This is a genomic window from Micromonospora sp. C41 (genome assembly GCF_018070485.1).
Taxonomy (GTDB): domain Bacteria; phylum Actinomycetota; class Actinomycetes; order Mycobacteriales; family Micromonosporaceae; genus Micromonospora; species Micromonospora chalcea.
In genome coordinates this window covers 18,528-39,953 of sequence record NZ_JAGPXP010000022.1, presented here as the reverse complement: position 1 = coordinate 39,953, position 21,426 = coordinate 18,528, and the positions used below count along the sequence as shown (strand labels likewise).

Here is a 21,426-nt window from a genome sequence, read left to right as displayed (position 1 = left end):
CCCCGGCCGGCCGTCCCGCCGTGTCCGCCGCGCTGGGACGCACGGGCCGGCACGCCTGTCTGCCCCAACCGGTCGGATTCGGCCGGGAGGGCTGGGGGAAGATGAGGACATGCCCACCCTGCGTCTCGCCCTGTGCCAGGTCAACCCGACGGTAGGCGACCTCACCGGCAACGCCGGCCTGGTCCGCGAGTGGACCCGCCAGGCGGCCGGCTCCGGCGCCCAGCTCGTCCTGTTCCCGGAGCTGATGCTGACCGGCTACCCGGTCGAGGACCTGGTCTTCCGCCGCTCGTTCGTGGCCGCGTCCCGGGCCGCGCTGCACCGGCTCGCCGCCGACCTCGCCGCCGACGGCCACGGTGACCTGCCGGTCCTGGTCGGCTACCTGGACGCCGACGGCCCGCCGCAGGTCAGCTCCGACGCGGAGCCGGGCAAGGGCGCCCGCAACGCGGCGGCGCTGCTGCACCGGGGCGAGGTCGTCGCCACCTACTTCAAGCACCACCTGCCCAACTACGGCGTGTTCGACGAGGACCGCTACTTCGTCCCCGGTGACACGCTCACCGTGGTGCGCGTCGGCGGGGTGGACGTGGCGCTGACCATCTGCGAGGACCTGTGGCAGGCCGGTGGGCCGTTCGCGGCGGCGCGGCAGGCCGGCGTCGGGCTGGTGCTGAGCATCAACGGCTCGCCGTACGAGCTGAACAAGGACGACGTGCGGCTGCCGCTGGTGCGCCGGCGCGCCGCCGAGGCCGGGGCCGCCATCGCGTACGTGAACATGGTCGGCGGCCAGGACGAACTGGTCTACGACGGCGACTCGATGATCGTCGCCGCGGACGGCACGCTGCTGGCCCGGGCGCCGCAGTTCGTCGAGCACCTGCTGGTGCACGACCTGGAGCTGCCGGCGGCGGCCGGGACGCCCGGCGAGGCCGGTGGGCTCAGTGACGGCATGCGGGTGGTCCGCGGCGAGGTGGCGACGATCCCGGCCACGCCGCCCGGACCGGCTGCGGACGGCGGCATCATCGAGCCGGTCGCCGACGAGGCCGAGGTGTGGCACGCGCTGGTGCTGGGCCTGCGCGACTACGTCGACAAGAACCGCTTCCCGTCGGTGGTGCTCGGCCTGTCCGGCGGCATCGACTCGGCGGTGGCGGCGGCCATCGCCGTGGACGCGGTCGGCCCGGAGCGGGTCGTCGGCGTCTCGATGCCCAGCCAGCACTCCTCCGAGCACTCCCGCACCGACGCCGAGGACCTGGCCAAGCGCACCGGCCTGGACTACCGGGTCGAGCCGATCCAGCCGATGGTGGACACGTTCCTGGCGAACATGTCGCTGTCCGGGGTGGCGGTGGAGAACCTCCAGGCCCGGGTACGCGGCGTGATCCTCATGGCGCTGTCGAACCAGGAGGGCCACCTGGTGCTCACCACCGGCAACAAGAGCGAGCTGGCGGTGGGCTACTCGACGCTGTACGGCGACTCGGTGGGCGGCTACAACCCGGTCAAGGACGTCTGGAAGACGCTGGTGTGGCGGCTGGCGAAGTGGCGCAACGCCGACGCGGCACGGCGCGGGCAGACGCCGCCGATCCCGGAGAACTCGATCGGCAAGCCGCCGTCGGCCGAGCTGAGCCCCGGCCAGCTCGACAGCGACACGCTGCCCGACTACGACGTGCTCGACCCGATCCTCATCGGCTACGTCGACGGCGACCTGGGCCGCGACGGCCTGGTCGAGTCCGGCCACGACCCGGCCGTGGTGGACAAGGTGCTGCGGATGGTGGATACCGCCGAGTACAAGCGGCGGCAGTCCGCGCCCGGCACCAAGATCTCCATGAAGGCGTTCGGGCGGGACCGGCGGCTGCCGATCACCAACCGGTGGCGCGAGGACGGCTGACCGCTCCCCCGGCCGGGGAGTGACATCCTCCACTCCGATCTGCCCGCGGGCCGTCGCCCGGTGCGACGATCGCGGGGAACCCGGGGACCGCGTGCGCGGCCTCGAGGAAGGAGATTGTCATGGTGGAGTCCACCCCGGCCGAGGTGACGGCGCTCTACGGCGGCCCGGCCACCCGGCGGGTACGCACCCGCGACCTGATCGCCGCCAAGGAGCGCGGCGAGCGCTGGGCGATGCTCACCTCGTACGACCAGTACACCGCCTCGATCTTCGACCAGGCGGGCATCCCGGTGCTGCTGGTCGGCGACTCGGCGGCGAACAACGTGTTCGGCTACGAGACCACGCTGCCGGTGACCGCCGAGGAGCTGCTGCCGCTGGTCCGCGCCGTGGTGCGGGCCACGAAGCAGTCGCTGATCGTCGGCGACCTGCCGTTCGGCTCGTACGAGGAAGGCCCGGCGCAGGCGCTGCGCACCGCGGTGCGGTTCATGAAGGAGGGCGGCTGCCACGCGGTGAAGCTGGAGGGCGGACGCCGCTGCGCGGCCCAGATCGAGGCCATCACCGGCGCCGGCATCCCGGTGATGGCACACATCGGCTTCACCCCGCAGAGCGAGCACACGCTCGGCGGCTACCGGGTGCAGGGCCGGGGCGAGGCGGCCGAGGAGGTGCTCGCCGACGCGCGGGCGGTGGCCGAGGCGGGCGCGTTCGCGGTGGTGCTGGAGATGGTGCCGGGCGAGGTCGCCAAGCGGGTCACCGCCGAGCTGGCCATCCCCACCGTCGGCATCGGGGCCGGCCCGGACACCGACGGGCAGGTGCTGGTGTGGCAGGACATGGCCGGGCTGCGGACCGGCCGGGCGCCCCGCTTCGTGAAGCGCTACGCCGACCTGGCGGGCGCGCTCACCGACGCCACCCGCCGCTTCGCCGACGAGGTGCGCGGCGGCGATTTCCCCGCGGCCGAGCACACCTTCTGAGGGTGTAAGGAAGGGCCCCTTCTTAACGCCTGGCGTAGAGGAGGGGCCCCTTCTTAACACGCACGCGCGCCGCGCGGCGCGCGGCGCGCGGCAGTTCAGAGGTCGGTGACGCGGATGCCGGCGTGCGCCTTGTAGCGCTTGTTGATCGCGATCAGGTTGGCGGTGAACGCCTCGATCTGGTGGGCGTTGCGCAGCCGGCCGGCGTAGATGCCCCGCATCCCGGGGATCCGCGCGGCCAGCGCGGCCACCACGCCGGCCACCTCCCGGTCCTCGGTGCAGATCAGCACGTCGAGGTCGATCCGGTCGATCTGCGGGTCGGCCAGCAGCGGCGCGCTGACGTGGTTGAACGCGGCGCACACCCGGGACTCGGGCAGCAGCCCGGCGGCCTGCTGCACCGCGCTGCCCTCTGGTACGTCGAGTGCGTACGGGCCCTGCTTGTCGAAGCCGAGCGGGTTGACGCAGTCCACCACGATCTTGCCGGCCAGCGGCTCGGCGAGCGCGGCGACGGTGGCCGCGTGCCCGTCCCACGGCACCGCGACGATCACCACGTCGCTGCGCCGGGCCACGTCCTCGTTGTCGCCGCCGGAGACGACGGCGCCCTCGGGCACTCCGGGCAGGGCGGCGATCTCGGCGGCGGCCTGGGAGGCCCGCTCCGCGGTGCGGGAGCCGATCAGCACGCTCTGCCCGGCGCGGGCCAACCGGTAGGCGAGACCTCGTCCCTGGTCGCCGGTGCCACCGATGATGCCGACGGTCAGCCCGGAGACGTCGGGCAGCGTGGTCGCGTCGTAAGCCATGGGCTCATCCTCGCAAAGCGGGGCGGCGTGCGGTGCATCCCGGTGCTGTGACAATGGCCGCTGGTCAGGCCCGTTCGAAGGCGACCCGGCGCTGGGCCGGGTCGGCGACGGTGAGGCGTACCCGGACGCGCTCGCCCAGCGGCAGCTCGCCGGTGCAGCGGGCGCGGACCGGCGGCTCGTCCAGCGCGATCGTGCCGCCGGGCGGTCGGCCGGGCCGGCCGTTGCCCGCCGGGCGCGGCTCGTCGACGTCGAGCACGGCCGCCTCGAACGTCTCCCCCACCCGGTGCGCGAGCAGCACCGCCTCGGCCAGTTCCACGGCGCCGCGGCTGGCCGCGCCGGCGGTCCGGTCGGTCGTGGCCATCACCTCGGGCAGCTTCGGCAGCGCGGCCCGGACCTGCTCGGGCACCTCCCGGCCCTCGTGCAGCGCCAGGCAGACCTCGGTGGCGTAGCGGTCGGCCAGCCGCCGCAGCGGCGCCGTGACGTGCGCGTACGCGGCCGCCACCCCGCCGTGCTCGGGCTGCTCGGGCAGCTCACCGTCGAACGCGGTGTACGCGGCGCCGCGCATCAGCTCGGCGGCCTGGTCGACGAAGGCGGCCACCCGGGGCTGGGAGGTGTCCAGCCCGTCGAGCACCTGACCGACGGGGGTGCCGTCCGGCCAGGGCACGCCGAGCGGTCCGGCGGCCAGCCGCAGCCGCTGCACCGCCTCCGCGCGGGGACGCGGCATGGTGCGCAGCAGCCCGATCCGGCCGGCCAGCATGATGTCGGCCGCCGCCATCCCGGTCAGCAGCGAGATCTGGGCGTTGTGCTCCTCCATCGGGCCGGGGCCGCGCAGCACCAGCCGCCACCCGTCGCCGTCGGGCTCGACGTCCTGCTCCGGCAGCGGCAGGTTGATCGCGCCCCGGCTCAGGCCACGGGCGGTGAGCAGCGCCCCGATCTCGGGCAGCAGGGCGATCGGCTCGGGCAGCCGGCCGGCGTCGGCGTCGCGCTGCACGCCGCCGTAGTCGAGCTTGGCCCGGCTGCGCACCAGCGCCCGCTCCAGCGTGACCGCGACGGTCGCGCCGTCGGCGTCCAGGTCGACGGTCCAGAGCACCGCGGCCCGGTCGGCGTCGGGCAGCAGGCTGGCCGCCCCTTCGCTGAGCGTGTGCGGGTGCAGCGGCACGTTGCCGTCGGGCAGGTAGACCGTCTGCCCCCGGCGCCACGTCTCGGCCTCCAGGTCACCGCCGAGGCGTACGTGGGTCAGCACGTCCGCGATCGCGTACCGGACGCGGTAGCCGCCGCCGGGACGGCGGGCGAGGTGCATGGCCTGGTCGAGGTCGCGCGAGGTCGCCGGGTCGACGGTGACGAACGGGACGTCGGTCCGGTCGGCGACGGCCGGTGGCGGCGCGGCTGCGGCCGCGTCGGCCTCGCGCTGCGCCGCGGCCGGGAAACTCTCGGGCAGTCCCAGCTCGCGGCGCAGCGCGCCGAAGTCGATACGGGGCGCCAGTACGCGTCGGATCACCACGTGGTCAATCCTGACAGCGCCCCGCTCGTTCCGCCCTTCGGGGCGAGCGCCGTGTCCGTGCGGCGCCCCGCGGGAGGGCGGCGGGGGTCAGGCGCGGCGGGCCGGCGCCTTCCGGGCGGTGCTCTTGGCGGTGGTGGTCTTGCGGGCGGGCGCCTTCTTGGCCGCCGTGGTCTTCTTCGCCGTGGTGGTGGTCTTGCGCGCGGTGGTGGTCTTGCGCGCGGGCGCCTTCTTCGCCGCCGTCTTGCGCGCCGTGGGGCGGGTCGAGGCGGTGGCCTTCTTCGCCGGAGCCTTCTTCGCCGCTGTGGTCTTCTTGGCGGCGGTGGTCTTCTTCGCCGCCGCGGTGACCTTCCGCGCTCCGGTCGCCTTCGTCGCCGCCGCCGTCTTCTTCGCGGTCGTCTTGCGGGCCGGCGCCTTCTTCGCGGTGGTGCTCTTGCGCGCGGTGACAGTCGACTTCGCCGCCGTGGTCTTACGGGCGGCGGTGGTCTTCTTCGCGGCCGTCGTCTTCTTCGCCGCGGTGGTCTTCTTCGCCGTCGTCTTCTTCGCGGTGGCCTTCTTGGCGGGCGCGCTCTTGGCGGTGGCCCGGCCGGCCGGCGCCGTCCGGGTACCAGCCTTCTTCGCGGCCGTCTTCTTGGCGGTCGTCCTGGTGGTGGCCTTCGTGGCCGGCGCCCCGCGGACCGCCGACACGACCTTCTTGGCGGCCGCCTTCTTCGCCACCGCCTTCTTCGCCGGCGTCCGTCCGGCGCCGGCGCCCGAGGCGTTCGGCGACGCCTTGGTGACCGTCGTCGACCTGCCCGCGGCGGTCCTCTTCGCGGTCGTCCGTTTCGCGGCCGGGCGGGTGGCCTGCTGTGCTTCGGCCATCTCGGTTCCCTTTCCTGGGGACGTGCTCCCGCCCTCGCGGGAGCACGGATCACCTCGACGCGGGCCCTCCCGCGCCGTCTAGCGGCCCTCCCCGGCCCAACGGGCGTCCTCGGCGTCCCACGCGTCGTTCCGCTCCCGCACCGTCTGCAGGGCGTTGTCCGCGTCGGCGGCTGAGGCGTACGGTCCGAGAACGTGCCGTGCGGGACACACGTCGGCATCGGTCTCGACCCGGTGGTGTCGCGTGCACCAGTAGTAGTGCCCACCACTTCCGTCGTCGCTCATGCGATCACTGTGCACTGGTAACCGCCCGTCCGCCACCGGAACGGCCCAAATAGTCACGCTTCTCCACATTAGACCTGGTCGGGACGGTTGCGGTGGGGAACCGCGCAAGCCCGTCCTCGTCCGAACGGCGGGTACCGCCAGTGGTGCGAACCGGACAGGATCGGCGCTCGTGATCACCATGACGACGGGCACGGGGGCCTGTCCGCGCTGCGGCACGACGCCGGTGTCGCTGGACGGGGCGTTGCCGTGGTGCCCCGGATGCGACTGGAACCTCGACACCTACGACGCGCGCCGCCAGGCGCCCGAGTTCGGCTGGTCGCCTGTCGACCGGCGGACCCACCGGCTCGCCGCGCGGCTCACCCGTCAGCAGTACGCCACCCTGGTCGCCCGGTCGCTGAAGTCGACCGGGCCGGGGTTCGCCGGCCTCCTCGTCACCGGCATCTCGGTGCTGCTCCTGCTCGGTGTGGCCGGGCTCGCGGTGGCCGGCGTGTGGCTGCTGTTCGCGTACCCCTTCCCGAACCTCGCCGTGGTCGGCGGCGTGGCGCTGATCGCGCTGGCGGTGGCGCTGCGCCCGCGCTTCGGCCGGGCCGACGGCGACCTGGACGTGCTCACCGCGCAGGAGGCGCCGGAGCTGCACGCCCTGGTCCGCGAGGTGGCGTCCGCGGTGGGCGCGCCGATGCCGCACGTGATCGGCGTCGACGGCGGCATCAACGCGTACGCGACAGCGGTCGGGCTGCGCCGGCGGCGCGTGCTCGGCCTCGGGCTGCCGTTGTGGGGCGCCCTGGACGGGCCCGCGCGGGTGGCGCTGTTGGGGCACGAGCTGGGCCATTTCGTCAACGGCGACGTACGGCGCGGGCCGGTCACCCAGCCGGCGCTGACCATGCTGGGCAACGCCGCCGACCTGTTCCGGCCCCGGGGCGGCTCCGACGGCGGCGGGCTGCTGGTGATGGTCGGCGAATGGCTCGGGCGCCTGGCGTCCTGGACGCTGTCCCGGCTGCTGTTCGCCGGGCACGTCGTGCTGGTCGCCACCGCGCTGCGGGAGAGCCAGCGGGCCGAGTACCTGGCCGACGAGATGGCCGCCCGCGCCGGTGGCACCGCTGGTGCGACCCGCCTGCTGGACACGCTGCTGCGTACCGACACGGTGGCCACCGTGGTGCGCAACGCGGTACGCGGCGGACACGGGCCGGACACCTGGCGGGTGGAGACGGGGCGCGCGCTGGACGCCGCTACCGAACGGCTGTCGCTGGAACGCCAGCTCACCGTCCGGGAGGACACCTCGCTGTTCGCCACCCACCCGCCGAACGGCCTGCGGCACCGGATGCTCGGCGCGCGGCCCTGGCAGGATCCGGCCGTGACGCTCACCGAGGAACGGGCCGCGCGGATCGACGCCGAGCTGGCACGGCACTACGAGCGGGCGGGCCGGGCGCTGAGCTGGAACTCCTGACCCTTCAGGCGAGAGCCGGGACGGGCGCGGCGGCCGCCGCCGGCCGGGCCGCCGCGATCGCGTACGCCAGGACGTAGGGCGTGCACGCCAGGTAGAACATCGGCTCGACGAGCACCCGGTCGGTGATGAGGAACCGTTCCCAGCCGGTCGGCCGGGGCAGCCCGAACGACGAGTCGGTCCAGCAGGTGAACAGCCACAGCGGCGCGGAGATCCGGTCCACCGAGTCCGGCGGCAGGCCGTCCGCCACAGGCGCGCCGGCCGGGATCGAGGTGACCACCGCGAGCACCACCGCCGCGTCGGCCGCCACCAGCGCGCCGAGCAGCCCGGCCAGCCACGCGGCCCGGACCCGGCCCCGGCGTGCCAGCGCCCCGGCGGCCCACAGCGCCGCGACCAGCAGCGCCAGCCAGAGCAGCACCCCGGGCACCTTCTCCCCCACCCGGCTCTCGCCCCGGGCGGCGAGCAGCGCCGACGTGGCGGTCACCGTCGCGGCGATCGGCAGCACCACGCCGAGCGCGGTGGGCAGCGCCCCCACGCGTACGGTCCGGCGCGCGGCCCGGGCGACGACGAGCGCGAGCGCCACGCCGAGCAGCGCGGTGAGCGCCGACCAGGCCGGCAGTTGCGCGGCGGCGCGCATCTCCAGCCACCCGTGCGCCAGGGCCATCGCCGCGGCCGCGGCCACGAGGACCGCGAGGCAGGCCGGCGGCGCGAACAGCAACACCCCGGCGGTACGCGCCACCCGCCGGGTCACCACGCCGGGTCCGCGCCGGCACGTTCGGCGGGTACGAGGGCACGCAGCTCGGCCAGCGCCAGCCGGGCCGAGCGGATGCCCTCCCTGGTGAGGCGGTAGTAGCGGCGGGCCGGGCGGCCGGCGGCGACCGGGTCGACGGCCTCCCAGTCGGCGGTGAGCCAGCCGGCCGCCTGGAGGCGGTGCAGCACCGGGTAGAGCGTCCCGCTGGGCAGGCCGGTGAGCCGCATCAGGTCGAGGCCGTAGCGCGGCGCCTCGGGTTCGGCGAGCAGCGCCGAGAGCACCTTCGCCACCGGGATGGTCAGTCGCACAGCGGCACTCTATCGGAACTCTACATAGCATGGATGCACCGTCTTGCCGGGACGGACGGCGATCGGCGATGGACGGCGTGGTCCCTCCCGCGGGACCGGTGGCCCGTCCGGAGGGCCCGCTCAGGTGGATCACCGGTGGTCCGTGTGCACCTCGCGCCTCCATATGCGAGCCTCGACGGACGAATCCGCTGTCGCGCTTCCAGCGGACAGCGGCCCGAGTTGGGGAGAGAAATCGTGGGCAACCTTGACATCGCGCTGAAGAACGCGATGAACATCGACGGCGCGATCGGCGCCGCGCTCGTCGACTACACCAGTGGCATGACCCTCGGCGTCGCCGGTGGCACCGGCGAGATCGACCTGACCGTCGCCGCCGCCGGCAACACCGACGTCGTACGCGCCAAGCTGCGCACCATCGAGATGCTCAAGCTCGACGACGAGATCGAGGACATCCTGATCACGCTCGGCAGCCAGTACCACCTGATCCGCCCGCTGAGCAACCGCACCGGCAAGGGCCTGTTCCTCTACCTGATGGTCAGCAAGAGCCGGGCCAACCTCGCGATGGCGCGGCACCAACTGCGCACGATCGAGGAGAGCCTGGAACTGTGAGCCGGGTGGACGACCTCCCCCGCCGTACGCGCCCCCAGACCGGCACCCTGCCGCCACCACGCGCGCTTCCGCCCTCGCTGGCCGGCAACCCGACCCTGCCGTACCCGGCCATCGCCCAGGAACTGTCCGCGCTGCGGTTGCAGATCCCCGGCGTGCACGGGTGCGTCCTCGGCGGCGTCGACGGCCTGCTCGTCACGCACAACCTGCAGAACGGCGCCGACCCGGACGACCTGGCCGCGCTCGCCGCCACCACGTACGGGCTCGGCCGCCAGGTCGGGCTCCGGCTCGGACAGGGCGACTTCCAGCAGTCCACGGTCCGCAACGCGGGCGGCTACCTCAGCGTGTACGCGATCAACGGCCAGGCCCTGCTCGCCGTGGTCGGCACGGACAGCATCAACGTGGCGCGCCTGCACCTGCACGCCCCGACCACCGCGGCCAAGCTCGCCGAGCTGCTCGACGGGGTCAGTCCGACCACGTCCTGACGTACGCCGGCCGCTCGGTCCCACCCGTCCGAACCGAGCCGGCCGGCGTACCCCAGGTTCGGTAGCTTGTGCGCGGTGGTCGCCCGCTCCGGCGCGGCCGTCCCGTGCGCGGCGGTCCCGTGCTCGGCGGGTCAGACGCCGAAGCGGCCGGCCCACGTGGTCACGTCGGCCACCGTGGCGTTGCCGCCGCAGACCACCAGGCCCAGCCGGGCGTCACCGCCCACCCGCTCGACCACCCGGCGGGCGGCAGGAAGCAGACAACCGGCGGCCGGCTCGGCCCACACCTTGGCGTGCTCGGCCAACTCCAGCGTGCCCCGCACCGCCTCGGCGTCGGAGACCACGAGGACGTCGCTGACCAGCGCGGTCACGTGGTCGTAGGTGAGCTGGGAGACGGTCGGCGCGCTGAGCGTGGTGACGATCGACGACAACGGCACCTCGACCGGGCCGCCCTTCGCCAGGGCCTGCGACATCGCCTGCGCGCCCTCGGTCTCCACGCCCCAGACGCGTACCCCCGGCCGGCGCGCCCGCAGCGCCGCCGCCACGCCCGAGATCAGCGCGCCCCCGCCGATGCTGACCAGCACGTCGGTCAGCTCACCGGCATCCTCGGCCAGCTCCAGCCCGACAGTGCCCTGCCCGGCCAGCACGATCGGGTCGTCGAACGGGTGCAGCAGCGTCACACCCTCGTCCCGCAGCCGGTTCATCAGCGCGAACGCGCCGGCCATGTCCTCGGTCAGCCGCACGTCCGCCCCGGCCGCGCGGGCAATCTCGACCGCGCGGGCAGGCGCGCTGCGCGGCATCACCACTGTCGCCGCCACCCCGAGGGCGCCGGCCATCACCGCGACCGCGATGCCATGGTTGCCGCCGCTGACCGCCACCACTCCGGCCGCCCGTTCGGCGTCGTCGAGCGCGAGCAGCTTCGCCGCCGCGCCCCGGGCCTTGAACGATCCGGTACGTTGCAGCAGCTCCAGCTTGGCGGTCACAGGTACGCCGAGCAGCTCGGTCAGTCCCGGGCTGGGCAGGGTCGGCGTGTGCACCACGACGTCGGCGATCCGGTCGGCGGCCGCCTGGATGTCCGCAAGCTCGATCACCACCGCAGCGTGCCACAAGCAACCCGCCGGCTTTCCCCCCGCCCTTGCCCGCTCTCCCCGCCCTCCCCGTCCCCCCACCTCTCGCTCTCCCCGTCGATCTTGGAGTTGTGGTGCCTGCCGAACTTCGCGAAACGGGGCGTTGTGGGCGCCACAACTCCAAGATCGGTGGGAGCCAGGTCGAGCACCTGGGCTCGATCACTGTCACGGGCGGGTGGCGGCCACCTCGGCGTCGCTGCGCAGGATGCAGAACTCGTTGCCCTCCGGGTCGGCGAGCACCACCCAGCCGGTGCCGTCGGTCTCCCGCCGGTCGGCCACCACCGCCGCACCCAGCCCGGTCAGCCGGGCCAGTTCCTCGTCGCGCGTCCCATCGACCGGGCGCAGGTCGAGGTGGATGCGGTTCTTGACCTGCTTCGCGTCCGGCACCTCGATGAACAGCAGGCGGTGCCGCCCGCCCCGCGAGTAGATCATGCACTCCTCGTGGCCCGGCTCGTTCGGGTCGTCCGGGTCCTCGCGGTAGTCCAGAACCGATGCCCACCAGCGGGACAGGGCGTAGGCGTCGGCACAGTCCACGGTGGTGTGGGACACGTAGGAGGTCACACCTGATCATCGCAGAGTGGCACGGGTTGCAGCACTGGCGGCCATGGCGGTTGGCGACGAGCGAGGACGTGCTACAACGCACTCATCCCGAGGATGCTGGGAGGACCGGCAATGGCGAGCCCGTTCGGCCGACGGGAACTCAAGTTGGTCCTGGCGGTTGTCCTGGGCACCCTTCTGGTCGGCGGCGGGATGCTGCTCCACGATCGGCTGAGCACGGCGATCGACGAGCGGGTACTCGCCGGCGCCGAGACGACCGGCCAGGTGGTTCACGTCGAACGGTTCAAGATCAGCCGATCGTTCGCCGCCACGAGGCTGACTGTGGACTACACGTTCGACGGCATACGGCACCGGAAGCGGTTCTCCAGCGAACTCGACGAGAGTGAGTTCCACGTCGGGGACGTACTCGATGTACGCGTCGACCGGACGGATCCGACCAGGGCTGCCACGCCTGACGGGTACGCGACGGAGGATCTTCTCCTGCAGGCGCCGACCGTGCTGGCAGGCCTGGGCCTCGCCGTGATCGCGATCTCGCTCGCGCTGCTCAGAAGAGATCCCCCACCCCACGAATATCCTCGCTGAGCACGGATCCCGATGGGCGGAACCGGAACTACTACCAGCACAAACGCCCCGAAGCACGCTCCCGCTACAGCTCGCCCGCTGCGGCTACCAGGACCACCGGGCCGTGGGTGTCCGACACCCCGACGCCGACACAGATGCTCCGATCTGCAAAGCGCCACACAGCCACATCCGACATGACGCCGAGAAGGAACCCGGGAAGTTCCGGAACGCTCTCTCCCCGCACCATGAGATCCATGTACGGCCGTAGGTCCACGCTCTCGGCTGGTCCCCACAGCCGGCTCAACGCCTCTTCGAGAGAGGCGCAGTCCTGTTCGAAGCGCTCCAGGACCTCAAGAACCTGCACGTTGTCGTCGAACTCTTCGGTGACACTCAGATACAGAGCCAGGAAGTCGTATCCCACCACGGGTAGAGCAGCGGGCCCGGGACTGGGTGGAGGTTGCGTTGCGAGGTCGAGCGTCCGCAGTTCGAGCACACGCCCCACGCAGTCAGCGAGATCCACAGCCGGCACTGTAGGCGAGAACTTCAGGGGCGGTGAGGGGCAGTAGCGGAGTGCGCAGCGGGCACGAGGGGCAGCCGCGCAGAGATCCGCTTCAGCGCTTGGCCTTGGTTCGTTACGCGTCAGCCCACCGTGCCTATGCGTGAACACTTGCTCAGAGCCTCGCGCTCCCAGTCGCTTCCTACGAGAGCGACGGGGTAGCTGACCCTTCTGCCTTGCTTGTCATCGGTCTCGACCGACAACCCTAGCGGCAGCGGCTCTCGCTGGAGGCGTGCGACCGAGCAATCGAACCACAGCTCGACCGCGAGCTGACCGGTGCTGCCAGGCGGTAACAACCGGGGCGATCCGATGCTGTGTATCACGACGCCCGGCCTCTTTGCGTGAACCCGACGAACGGTGATCGGCCCGGGGCCGGCGTTGGCCAACGCCAAATACCCGGACAGTCGGACGGGTCCCGCGGAGGCCGCGCTTCCAGAGTCGGCCGATTGAGGGAAGGCCACGAATGCGACCACGGCGTTCCGCTCCCGCTGATCACGCGAGTCCCGCAGTTGGCTGACACCGAAGCCGCCAAGCACAACGCCGACCACGAAAGCGGCGACGAGCCGCAGGGTCATCTTCTGTCTGACCACGAGACGGTCGTGGACGGTGGTACCCGACTCCGCCGACTGGTGATTGTGCTCGTCCAGGTCGATCACTGCATGCTCCGCGACATGGACGTCAGCCTAGGTCTCCTCACGCCAGCAGGTCGCCCGGCCGTAGAGCCGCCCTAGAGCCAAGGCCATCCGCAGACGTCAATCAAGCCCGAAAACGACGGACAGACTGACATCGCGGGACCAACGACAATCACCAACACCGATCGATATCCCGGCATACGCCGAGGTCGCAGCCTTAATCGAAGCTGCGAACTGGTGGGCGACGGACGAGTCGACCTGTACGCCGGATTCTGTGCCCGGCACGCCCGTAGACGCACCGGCGGCGGCCATCCATCTCGGCCTGCCGTTGCCGGCAGGCTCCAGCGGCCTACCCGCAGACATCGGGCGGGCAGCCCTCAAGCGTCTGCGCGGGTCGTCATCTTGCGGTGACGGCCCTTTCTTGGCCTTGCTCCGGGTGGGGTTTACCGAGCCACCCCGGTCACCCGGGGTGCTGGTGGGCTCTTACCCCACCGTTTCACCCTTACCGTCCCGTTACGGGCCGGCGGTCTGTTTTCTGTGGCACTGTCCCGCGGGTCACCCCGGGTTGCCGTTAGCAACCACCCTGCCCTGTGGAGTCCGGACGTTCCTCGGCGACGGGCCGGAGCCCGTCGACGCGACCGCCCGGTCGACTCGTCCGTCGCGCTCTCATCCTAACGACGCACCCGCCGCGCCCATTTCCCGCCCACCACCTCGGGGAGGTGCCGGCATCAACCGGCTCTCGATACAGCCACCTCCCCGAACCGGCGCGATGCGCGTTCGCCCGCCCGACCGACTAGCCTCGGGGGACCATGGATCTCTCCGACGCCGCGCTCCTGCTCGCCGCCGGTCTCGCCGCGGGCACAGTCAACGCGGTGGCCGGAGGTGGCTCGCTGATCACGTTCCCGGCGATGATCGCCACCGGTCTGCCGCCGGTGGCGGCGAACGTCTCCAACTCGGTGTCGGTCTTTCCCGGGTACGTGGCAAGCGTGGCGGGCAGCCGGATGGACCTGCCGCGCGGGCGGCAGCTGTGGTCGCTGCTGCCGACCGCCGTGCTCGGCACGATCGCCGGGTGCGCGCTGCTGCTGGCCACCCCGGCTCGGGCGTTCGAGCTGGTGGTGCCGTTCCTGGTGCTCGGCGCTACCGCCGTACTCGCGTTCCAGGGTCCGCTGCGCCGGCTGGTCGGCCATCCGGAACGGCTGGGCGCGCGCCGCCGTACCGTCACGGTGCAGACCATGGTCGCGCTCGGCACTGTGTACGGAGGCTACTTCGGCGCGGCCCTCGGGGTGATGCTGGTGGCCGGGCTGGCGCTGGTGCTGGACGCGACGCTGGCCCGGGTGTCGGCGGTGAAGAACCTGCTCTCGGCCGTGGTGGGGTTGACCACGCTGGTGGTGTTCGCCCTGTTCGGCCCGGTGAACTGGGCGGCGGTCGCGGTGGTTGCGCCGGCCACGCTGTTCGGCGGGTACGCGGGCGCGCGGCTGGCCCGCCGGCTTCCGCAGGTGGTGTTGAAGACGGTGATCGTGGTGTTCGGCACGGCCATCGGGTGCTACCTGCTGTGGCGCGCGTTGACCTGACGCCGCCCGGGCAAGACCGGAGCGTCAGTACGCCTCCCCCACCGGCTCCTCCGGGGCGTGCTCGGCACGGCGGGCGGCCCGGTTCCAGATGACCCGTTCGCCGTAGCCGGCCGCCATCAGGTGACCGAACGCCAGGTAGACCAGCACACCGGCGGCGAGCACCGCGAAGCCGACCCAGAACGGCAGCGCGAGGCCGTGTTCGGCCAGCTTGCCGGAGATGATCGGCGCGGGTGCGGCGGCGCCCCAGCGGACCAGGTTGAATGCCCCCGTGGCGACGCGCCGGTCGGCGGAGCCGAGCCCGAGTGCCAGGTCGGTCAGGTTGGCGTTGGCGAGGCCCATGAACAGGCCGGCGACGACGAGTACGACGAGCGACATGGCGGTGCCGGTGGAGGTGGCAAACGCGACCATGCAGGCCAGCAGGCCGAGCAGGGCGACGCCGACGGTCTGCACCGCGCCGATGCGGTGGGCCAGCCGGTGCCCGATGAGCAGGATGCCGGCGGCGAGGCCGAGGCCCCAGCCGGTGAACGCCAGGCCGAGCGGGATGACGTCGAGGCGCAGGAACAGCGGCGTGTAGCCGAGTACGACGAAGAAGACGAAGTTGTACGCGGCGGTGACCACGCACAGCGTCACGAACGCGGGTTTGCGGTAGGTGGCGAAGATCTGGCCGACGCGTACCGGTGGTTGCTTGTTCGCCGGTTCGCGCAGCTTGCGGGCGGCTACGCCGAGCGCCAGCACCATGAACACGCCGCAGACGAAGAACGGCAGCCGCCAGCTCACCTCGCCGAGCAGGCCGCCGATGAGCGGGCCGACGGCGAAGCCGAGCCCGAGGGCGGTCTCGAACAGGCCGACCACCCATTCCCTGTCGTTGGCGAGGTTGACCAGCACCACCATGGCGGTGGCGAAGAACATCGCGTTGCCCAGGCCCCAGACGCCGCGCAGCACTGAGAGCTGCACGATGTCGTTGCTGAAGGAGGCGAGGATCGCGGCGAGGCCGACGACGGAGACGCCGGTGACGAGCACCGGTTTGAAACCGAACCGCCCGCTGGCCAGCGTAGCCGGGATCATGCCGACGGCCATGACCGCGATGTACGCGGTGAAGAGCAGCTCGACCTGCCAGGCGGTGACGCCGATCGCCTCGCCGATGGCGGGCAGGATCGGGTCGACGACGGCGATGCCGGCGATGGCGAGGAACGCGACGAGCGTGGTGGCGTAGATGGCACTGCGGTTGGGCTCGGATCGGCGATCCACTCCGCAACCTCCCAGATAGCTGTATCGTACAGGTAATTTTCTTGTATCATACAGCTATGAGCGAGGACGTCCACGGCACCGAAGTCACCCTCGGCCGGATCGAAACCGAGGTCGCGTTGCTGATGCGGCTCGGCGAGGCCACCCGCCGGGGCACCGGCACGATGGAGCACCGGCTGCTCGACCGCGCCGCGTACGTGATCCTGCGCCACCTGGACGCGGCCGGCCCGCAGAACGTCTCGGCGCTCGCCGCACGGCTGAGCCTGGACGGCTCCACAGTCACCCGGCAGGTCTCCGCGCTCCAGCGCGACGGCCTGATCTCGCGTACCCCCGACCCGGCCGACGGGCGCGGCACGGTGATCTCCGCGACGGCGGCCGGGCTCCAGCGGATGGCCGCCGTCCGGGCGGCCCGCACCCGGCTGTACGGCGACATCCTCGCCGCCTGGCCCGAGGCGGACCGGGAGACGCTCGCGGACATGTTGCACCGCCTCAACGAGGCGCTCGACGCGCGCACCCGCCGCCGCTGAGGGTGTTAGGAAGGGCCCCTTTCAATGCACGAGGCGTTAATAAGGGGCCCTTCCTTTCATGCCACGGGCTCGCGGGCGGCGTCGGCGGAGGGCGTGACGCGCGGGTCATCCTCGTCGGCGAAGTAGTCGTCCGGCGTGGTGTGGTCGGGGCCGTCGGCCACCTTCGCGGCGCGCAGCACCAGCGTGAGCAGCGCGGCCACCACCAGGTTCACCAGCACCGCCACGATGCCCACGTAGATGGTCTTCGGCGTGTCGAAGCCGAACTTCTCCAGCGGGAACGCCGACCCGGCGAAGTGCTTCTTGCCGGTCGCCGGGTTGCCGATCTGGTAGAGCATCCACATGCCCAGGCCCATGCCGGCGGCCCAGCCGGCGATCAGCGCGCCCCTGTGGAACCAGCGGGTGTAGAGGCCCAGCGCCACCGCCGGCAGCGTCTGCAGAATGATCACGCCGCCGATGAGCTGCAGGTCGATGGAGAACTGCGGGTCGAGGAAGACGATGCAGGCCACCGCGCCGACCTTCACCACCAGCGAGGTGATCTTCGAGACGTTCGCCTCCTGCGCCGGGGTGGCGTCGCGCTTCAGGTACTCCTTGTAGATGTTGCGGGTGAACAGGTTCGCCGCCGCGATCGACATGATCGCCGCCGGGACCAGCGCGCCGATGCCGATGGCGGCGTACGCCACCCCGGCGAACCAGTCCGGGAACTGCTGGTCGAACAGCAGCGGCACGACTGTGTTGCCGTCGGTGGTGCCCTCCTTCGCGCCCGGCAGCGGCTTCACGTTCGCCGCGATGGCCATGTAGCCGAGCAGCGCGATCAACCCCAGCAGCAGGCTGTACGCGGGCAGCGCGGACATGTTCCGCTTGATCACGTCGCGGTTCCGGCTGGCCAGGACACCGGTGATGCTGTGCGGGTAGAGGAACAGCGCCAGCGCCGAGCCGAACGCCAGCGTCACGTACTGGATCTGGTTGTTCTGGTTGAGCAGGATGCCGTCGCCGGGCGCTGGTGACGCCTGGAACTTCGCGTCGGCGGCGTCGAAGATGGCGCCCCAGCCGCCGAGCTTGTACGGCAGCCAGATCACCGCGACCAGGATCACGATGTAGATCAGCGAGTCCTTGACGAACGCGATCAGCGCCGGCGCGCGCAGCCCCGACTGGTACGTGTACGCGGCCAGGATCGCGAACGCGATGATGATCGGCAGGTGCCGGGCCAGCGCGCTGTCCCCGGTCACGCCCATGGTCTTGAGCACCGCCTCGATGCCGACCAGTTGCAGCGCGATGTACGGCATGGTGGCGACGATGCCGGTGATCGCGACCAGCAGCGCCAGGATCGGCGAGCCGAACCGGTTGCGGACGAAGTCGGCGGGGGTGACGAAGCCGTGCCGGTGCGAGACCGACCAGAGCCGGCACAGCACCAGGAACACCAGCGGGTAGATGACGATCGTGTAGGGCACCGCGAAGAAGCCGGCCGCCCCGGCCCCGAAGATCAGCGCCGGGACGGCGACGAACGTGTACGCGGTGTAGAGGTCACCGCCGACCAGGAACCAGGTGATCCAGCCGCCGAAGCTGCGCCCGCCCAGCCCCCATTCGTCGAGGTGGGCCATGTCGGTCGGTCTGCGCCACCGGGCCGCCACGAAACCCATGGCGCTGACCAGCAGGAACAGAAGCGTGAAGACGATGATCTCGGTGAGGTGGTCCCGCCACATCAGTGGTCACCCCGCTTCTTGGTCATCTGGTAGACCAGCGTGGTGGTGCCGACGCCCAGCAGGATCCAGGCCAGTTGCAGCCAGTAGAACCGCGGGAACCCGAACAGCCGGGGTGAGTCGGCGTTGAACAGCGCCGGGATCAGCGGCACCACGATCGGGATGAAGAGCAACCAGTTCCAGGGACTCTTGTCCTTCGCCCTGGATCGCGCCGTGTCGAGCGCCTCCGGTTCCGGTTCGGACATGTGACACCCCTCCGGGCATTCGTAGCGGGCCATGTGACGGCCGGAGGCTACGACCCTGTGACGGGGGTCACGTCCGATCGGGTGATGTCGATGCGCCAAACGGCCGCCGGCATGCGCCGAACGGCCGTCAGACGTCCGTGAGGTGCGAGGTGTCGTTCACCGAGCGGACCGCGACGCCGCCGTCCGGGTACAGGTCCAGCACCGAGATGCCCGCCGTGTCCAGGTAGAGCCGGTGCAGGAACGCGTCGCCGGCGGCGAGCGCGTCGCGCAGCACCAGCTTGATCGGCGAGACGTGGGAGACCACCACGACGGTCTCCCCCGGGTACGCCGACCGCAGCCGGTCGACGGCCCGCCCGGTCCGCTCGGCGACCGCCACGAACGACTCGCCCTGCGGCGGGGCGACCCGGGTGGAGGCGAGCCAGGCGTCCAGTTCCGCCGCCCAGCGCTCGCGTACCTCGGCGAACGTGTGCCCCTCCCAGACGCCGAAGTCGCACTCGATCAGGTCGTCGTCGGTGCGTACCGGCGGGTTGCCGACCCGCGCGGCGATCGCCTCGGCGGTGGCCGTACACCTCGACAGCGGGGAACTGACCACCGCCGCGACGGACGGCGCCAGGGCGGCCACCCGGGCTGCGGTGGCCCGGGCCTGGGCCCGGCCCCGCTCGGTCAGCGGCACGTCGCCCCGGCCGGAGTAGTGCTTGCGCACGGTGCGCTCGGTCTCGCCGTGCCGGACCAGGATCAGCCGGGTGGCCTCCTCGGTCGGGCGCGGCTCCCAGGAGGCGGGCGTGGTGGCCGGGTCGGTGCCGGTGGCCCGGACGAGCGCCGCCTCCCGCGCCTCGGCCGCCGCTTCCGGCGCGGCGCCGGACGCGGCGGCGTCCATGGCCGCGTTGGCGAGCGCGTCGGCGTGCCGGTTGCGCTCCCGGGGGATCCAGGTGAAGCGTACGGCGGTGAACCGGCCGACCAGCCCGGCGGCCTGGGCGGCGAGCGGGCGCAGCCCGGGGTGCTTGATCTGCCAGCGGCCGCACATCTGCTCGACCACCAGCTTGGAGTCCATCCGCGCCTCGACCTCGGCCGCGCCCAGTTCGGCGGCGGCCTCCAGCCCGGCGATCAGGCCCCGGTACTCGGCCACGTTGTTCGTGGCGGTGCCGATCGACTCGGACCGCTCGGCCAGCACCTCGCCGGTCTCCGGGTCCCGGACCACGGCGCCGTAACCGGCCGGGCCCGGGTTGCCCCGGGAGCCGCCGTCGGCCTCGATCACTACCGCGCGCACCGCCACGGCGGCTACAGCCCCGACTCGTTGGTCCGGACCATGATCCGCCGGCAGTCCTCGCAGCGGACCACGTCGTCCGGGTCGGCCTTGCGGATACGAGCCAGGTCGGCGCCGGACAGGTCCAGCCGGCAGCCGCCGCAGCGGCCCCCGGTCAGCAGCGCGGCGCCCAGCCCGGTGTCCTCACGGATCTTGTCGTAGAGGCCGACCAGGTCCGCCGGGAGGTCACCGGCGAGCGGCTGGCGGGCGGTGCGCTTGAACTCCTCCTCCTTGGCGATCTCGGCCAGGGCCTCGTCGCGGCGCTGCTCGGTCGCGGCGCGGCGCTCGCGGGCCTCGGCGAGCCGGCTCTCGATGCCGTCGAGCACGCCCTGCGCGGTCTCCCGCTGCTCCATCAGCTCCAGCTCGGCGTCCTCCAGGTCGCTCTGCCGGCGGTTCAGCGAGACCAGCTCGTGCTGGAGGGCCTCCAGCTCGCGGGCCGGGCCGCTGCCCGAGGCCAGCCGGGCCTCGTCCTTGCTCTTGCGCGCCCGCACCTGGTCGACGTCCTTCTCGATCCGGGCGATGTCCCGGTCCAGGTCGTCGACCGCCACCTGGGCGCGGACCCGCTCGTCCTCCAGCGCGGACAGCTCACGCGCCAGGGCCTCCAGCTCGGCGCGTTCCGGCAGGCTGCGGCGGCGGTGCGCGAGCTGCGCCAGCGCGGTGTCGATCGCCTGGAGGTCGAGCAGGCGGCGCTGCACCTTCGGGTCAGCCTTCACGTCGGGGCTCCTTGTCGTCCGGCCGGGGCGCGGCGGCGTGCACGGTCCACGGGTCGGTGTCCAGGTCGGACACCACGGTCTCGACGCCCAGCGCGCCGGCCAGGTGGGCGGCCAGGTCGTCCAGCCAGGGTCGCTCCGTCGCCCAGTGGGCGGCGTCCAGTAGCGCCGGGCCGCCCGCGGCGAGGTGTTCCCCGGCCGGGTGGTGACGCAGGTCCGCGGTGAGGAACGCGTCCACCCCGGCCGCGGTCGCCTCGGCGAGGAAGCCGTCCCCCGAGCCGCCGCTGACGGCGAGGGTACGAACCATACGCCCGGGATCCCCGGCGGCGCGAACTCCCCAGGCGGTGACCGGGAGCACGGCGGCGGCCAGCCGGGTCAGCTCGGCGAGCGTCATCGGGCTGGGCAGCTCGCCGATGCGGCCGATGCCCCGGCCGGGCCCGGCGGCGGGCGAGCCGGGGCGGGGCGGGTGCAACGGGCGCAGCCCGGTCAGCCCGAACCGGGCGGCGAGCGCGTCGGACACGCCGGGATCGGCCACGTCGGCGTTCGTGTGCGCCACGTACAGCGCGACGTCCGCCTTGATCAACCGGTGCACGATCCGGCCCTTGTACGTGGTGGCGGCCACCGAGGAGACGCCCCGCAGCAGCAGCGGGTGGTGCGCGACGATCATGTCCGCGCCGGCTTCGAGGGCCTCGTCCACGGTTTCCGGGACCACGTCCACCACGCAGGCGATCCGGCGTACCGGGTGGTCGGGCTCACCCACCACCAGGCCGACCCGGTCCCACTCCTCGGCCCAGGCGGGCGGGTAACGGCGGTCCAGGGCGGCCACCACGTCGGCGACG

24 protein-coding genes and 1 other RNA gene are annotated in these 21,426 nt (G+C 72.5%); 8 read left to right on the top strand and 17 right to left on the bottom strand.

Annotated elements, in window-relative coordinates; genetic code table 11:
• Positions 1–109: 109 nt before the first annotated feature.
• Positions 110–1,870: an NAD+ synthase gene (locus tag KBX43_RS22185; protein WP_210886963.1), complete on the top strand. Its 1,761-nt coding sequence runs from the start codon at positions 110–112 to the stop codon at positions 1,868–1,870.
• A 119-nt stretch (positions 1,871–1,989) separates the two neighbouring features.
• Entirely contained in the window at positions 1,990–2,835 is an 846-nt protein-coding gene (panB, locus tag KBX43_RS22180) for a 3-methyl-2-oxobutanoate hydroxymethyltransferase (protein ID WP_043329285.1), read from the top strand.
• Between the two features lie 95 nt (positions 2,836–2,930).
• Here panB and npdG read toward each other — a convergent pair whose 3' ends face one another.
• The 4 genes from npdG to KBX43_RS22160 form a co-directional block, all read right to left on the bottom strand.
• Positions 2,931–3,629, bottom strand: a complete 699-nt coding sequence (npdG, locus tag KBX43_RS22175; RefSeq protein ID WP_104114830.1) for an NADPH-dependent F420 reductase — start codon at positions 3,627–3,629, stop codon at positions 2,931–2,933.
• 64 nt (positions 3,630–3,693) lie between these two features.
• Positions 3,694–5,130 (bottom strand): RNB domain-containing ribonuclease, encoded by a 1,437-nt coding sequence (locus KBX43_RS22170; protein ID WP_210886960.1) that lies wholly within the window; start codon positions 5,128–5,130, stop codon positions 3,694–3,696.
• An 87-nt stretch (positions 5,131–5,217) separates the two neighbouring features.
• Positions 5,218–5,988: a histone gene (locus tag KBX43_RS22165; protein ID WP_083297053.1), complete on the bottom strand. Its 771-nt coding sequence runs from the start codon at positions 5,986–5,988 to the stop codon at positions 5,218–5,220.
• Between the two features lie 78 nt (positions 5,989–6,066).
• Positions 6,067–6,270 carry a hypothetical protein gene (locus KBX43_RS22160; protein ID WP_018787041.1) on the bottom strand — a complete coding sequence of 68 codons (204 nt, stop codon included), beginning with the start codon at positions 6,268–6,270 and terminating at the stop codon, positions 6,067–6,069.
• 178 nt (positions 6,271–6,448) lie between these two features.
• Here KBX43_RS22160 and KBX43_RS22155 point away from each other — a divergent pair, with 178 nt between their 5' ends.
• Positions 6,449–7,714 carry a M48 family metallopeptidase gene (locus KBX43_RS22155; protein ID WP_210886957.1) on the top strand — a complete coding sequence of 422 codons (1,266 nt, stop codon included), beginning with the start codon at positions 6,449–6,451 and terminating at the stop codon, positions 7,712–7,714.
• 4 nt (positions 7,715–7,718) lie between these two features.
• On the opposite strand, the gene KBX43_RS22150 is transcribed toward KBX43_RS22155, so the two are convergent.
• Together KBX43_RS22150 and KBX43_RS22145 are read right to left on the bottom strand one after the other, a co-directional pair.
• Positions 7,719–8,465 carry a hypothetical protein gene (locus KBX43_RS22150; RefSeq protein ID WP_274479139.1) on the bottom strand — a complete coding sequence of 249 codons (747 nt, stop codon included), beginning with the start codon at positions 8,463–8,465 and terminating at the stop codon, positions 7,719–7,721.
• Complete coding sequence (locus tag KBX43_RS22145; RefSeq protein ID WP_210886953.1) at positions 8,459–8,770, bottom strand: PadR family transcriptional regulator; 312 nt, start codon at positions 8,768–8,770, stop codon at positions 8,459–8,461. The genes KBX43_RS22150 and KBX43_RS22145 overlap by 7 nt, the downstream gene beginning before the upstream one ends.
• 234 nt (positions 8,771–9,004) lie before the next feature.
• Between KBX43_RS22145 and KBX43_RS22140 the strand changes: the two genes are divergently transcribed.
• Entirely contained in the window at positions 9,005–9,376 is a 372-nt protein-coding gene (locus tag KBX43_RS22140) for a hypothetical protein (RefSeq protein WP_013287772.1), read from the top strand.
• A complete protein-coding gene (locus KBX43_RS22135; RefSeq protein WP_043329275.1) occupies positions 9,373–9,858 on the top strand; it encodes a roadblock/LC7 domain-containing protein in 486 nt (161 codons plus the stop codon). Before KBX43_RS22140 ends, KBX43_RS22135 begins: the two co-directional genes overlap by 4 nt.
• Before the next feature lie 131 nt (positions 9,859–9,989).
• On the opposite strand, the gene KBX43_RS22130 is transcribed toward KBX43_RS22135, so the two are convergent.
• Together KBX43_RS22130 and KBX43_RS22125 are read right to left on the bottom strand one after the other, a co-directional pair.
• The gene (locus KBX43_RS22130) at positions 9,990–10,946 is read right to left on the bottom strand and encodes a threonine/serine dehydratase (protein ID WP_210886949.1); all 957 of its coding nucleotides are present in this window, start codon (positions 10,944–10,946) and stop codon (positions 9,990–9,992) included.
• Between the two features lie 201 nt (positions 10,947–11,147).
• Positions 11,148–11,543 (bottom strand): VOC family protein, encoded by a 396-nt coding sequence (locus KBX43_RS22125; RefSeq protein ID WP_043329273.1) that lies wholly within the window; start codon positions 11,541–11,543, stop codon positions 11,148–11,150.
• A gap of 111 nt (positions 11,544–11,654) precedes the next feature.
• On the opposite strand from KBX43_RS22125, the gene KBX43_RS22120 reads away from it, so the two are divergent.
• Positions 11,655–12,122, top strand: coding sequence for a DUF3592 domain-containing protein (locus KBX43_RS22120; RefSeq protein ID WP_043329270.1), 468 nt, complete (start codon positions 11,655–11,657; stop codon positions 12,120–12,122).
• A gap of 64 nt (positions 12,123–12,186) precedes the next feature.
• Here KBX43_RS22120 and KBX43_RS22115 read toward each other — a convergent pair whose 3' ends face one another.
• The 3 genes from KBX43_RS22115 to rnpB form a co-directional block, all read right to left on the bottom strand.
• On the bottom strand, positions 12,187–12,621 hold the full coding sequence (locus KBX43_RS22115) for a hypothetical protein (protein ID WP_124779027.1): 435 nt from the start codon (positions 12,619–12,621) through the stop codon (positions 12,187–12,189).
• A 119-nt stretch (positions 12,622–12,740) separates the two neighbouring features.
• On the bottom strand, positions 12,741–13,313 hold the full coding sequence (locus KBX43_RS22110; RefSeq protein WP_210886946.1) for a hypothetical protein: 573 nt from the start codon (positions 13,311–13,313) through the stop codon (positions 12,741–12,743).
• 221 nt (positions 13,314–13,534) lie between these two features.
• Positions 13,535–13,943: RNase P RNA component class A (gene rnpB / locus KBX43_RS22105), an RNA gene on the bottom strand.
• Positions 13,944–14,098: 155 nt separating this feature from the next.
• Here rnpB and KBX43_RS22100 point away from each other — a divergent pair.
• Positions 14,099–14,860 carry a sulfite exporter TauE/SafE family protein gene (locus tag KBX43_RS22100; RefSeq protein ID WP_064448270.1) on the top strand — a complete coding sequence of 254 codons (762 nt, stop codon included), beginning with the start codon at positions 14,099–14,101 and terminating at the stop codon, positions 14,858–14,860.
• 24 nt (positions 14,861–14,884) lie between these two features.
• On the opposite strand, the gene KBX43_RS22095 is transcribed toward KBX43_RS22100, so the two are convergent.
• A complete protein-coding gene (locus KBX43_RS22095) occupies positions 14,885–16,108 on the bottom strand; it encodes an MFS transporter (RefSeq protein WP_210886942.1) in 1,224 nt (407 codons plus the stop codon).
• 56 nt (positions 16,109–16,164) lie between these two features.
• On the opposite strand from KBX43_RS22095, the gene KBX43_RS22090 reads away from it, so the two are divergent.
• On the top strand, positions 16,165–16,632 hold the full coding sequence (locus KBX43_RS22090) for a MarR family winged helix-turn-helix transcriptional regulator (protein ID WP_064448268.1): 468 nt from the start codon (positions 16,165–16,167) through the stop codon (positions 16,630–16,632).
• Between the two features lie 56 nt (positions 16,633–16,688).
• Here the strand turns inward: KBX43_RS22090 and mctP are convergent, their stop codons facing one another.
• From mctP to KBX43_RS22065, 5 genes are all read right to left on the bottom strand, one after another.
• Positions 16,689–18,332 carry a monocarboxylate uptake permease MctP gene (gene mctP / locus KBX43_RS22085; protein ID WP_069088949.1) on the bottom strand — a complete coding sequence of 548 codons (1,644 nt, stop codon included), beginning with the start codon at positions 18,330–18,332 and terminating at the stop codon, positions 16,689–16,691.
• On the bottom strand, positions 18,332–18,574 hold the full coding sequence (locus KBX43_RS22080) for a DUF3311 domain-containing protein (RefSeq protein ID WP_043329258.1): 243 nt from the start codon (positions 18,572–18,574) through the stop codon (positions 18,332–18,334). The genes mctP and KBX43_RS22080 overlap by 1 nt, the downstream gene beginning before the upstream one ends.
• A 127-nt stretch (positions 18,575–18,701) precedes the next feature.
• Positions 18,702–19,847, bottom strand: coding sequence for a bifunctional RNase H/acid phosphatase (locus tag KBX43_RS22075; RefSeq protein ID WP_210886939.1), 1,146 nt, complete (start codon positions 19,845–19,847; stop codon positions 18,702–18,704).
• Between the two features lie 5 nt (positions 19,848–19,852).
• Complete coding sequence (locus KBX43_RS22070; protein WP_064448265.1) at positions 19,853–20,590, bottom strand: zinc ribbon domain-containing protein; 738 nt, start codon at positions 20,588–20,590, stop codon at positions 19,853–19,855.
• A complete protein-coding gene (locus KBX43_RS22065) occupies positions 20,580–21,416 on the bottom strand; it encodes a Nif3-like dinuclear metal center hexameric protein (RefSeq protein WP_064448321.1) in 837 nt (278 codons plus the stop codon). Before KBX43_RS22065 ends, KBX43_RS22070 begins: the two co-directional genes overlap by 11 nt.
• Positions 21,417–21,426: the final 10 nt, after the last annotated feature.

Bases quoted from the DNA above. Each gene is read 5' to 3' on its own strand.
- KBX43_RS22185 (WP_210886963.1), top strand. From the start codon at position 110: ATGCCCACCCTGCGTCTCGCCCTGTGCCAGGTCAACCCGACGGTAGGC.
- panB (WP_043329285.1), top strand. From the start codon at position 1,990: ATGGTGGAGTCCACCCCGGCCGAGGTGACGGCGCTCTACGGCGGCCCG.
- npdG (WP_104114830.1), bottom strand. From the start codon at position 3,629: ATGGCTTACGACGCGACCACGCTGCCCGACGTCTCCGGGCTGACCGTC.
- KBX43_RS22165 (WP_083297053.1), bottom strand. From the start codon at position 5,988: ATGGCCGAAGCACAGCAGGCCACCCGCCCGGCCGCGAAACGGACGACC.
- KBX43_RS22160 (WP_018787041.1), bottom strand. From the start codon at position 6,270: ATGAGCGACGACGGAAGTGGTGGGCACTACTACTGGTGCACGCGACAC.
- KBX43_RS22155 (WP_210886957.1), top strand. From the start codon at position 6,449: ATGACGACGGGCACGGGGGCCTGTCCGCGCTGCGGCACGACGCCGGTG.
- KBX43_RS22120 (WP_043329270.1), top strand. From the start codon at position 11,655: ATGGCGAGCCCGTTCGGCCGACGGGAACTCAAGTTGGTCCTGGCGGTT.
- KBX43_RS22100 (WP_064448270.1), top strand. From the start codon at position 14,099: ATGGATCTCTCCGACGCCGCGCTCCTGCTCGCCGCCGGTCTCGCCGCG.
- KBX43_RS22090 (WP_064448268.1), top strand. From the start codon at position 16,165: ATGAGCGAGGACGTCCACGGCACCGAAGTCACCCTCGGCCGGATCGAA.
- mctP (WP_069088949.1), bottom strand. From the start codon at position 18,332: ATGTGGCGGGACCACCTCACCGAGATCATCGTCTTCACGCTTCTGTTC.
- KBX43_RS22080 (WP_043329258.1), bottom strand. From the start codon at position 18,574: ATGTCCGAACCGGAACCGGAGGCGCTCGACACGGCGCGATCCAGGGCG.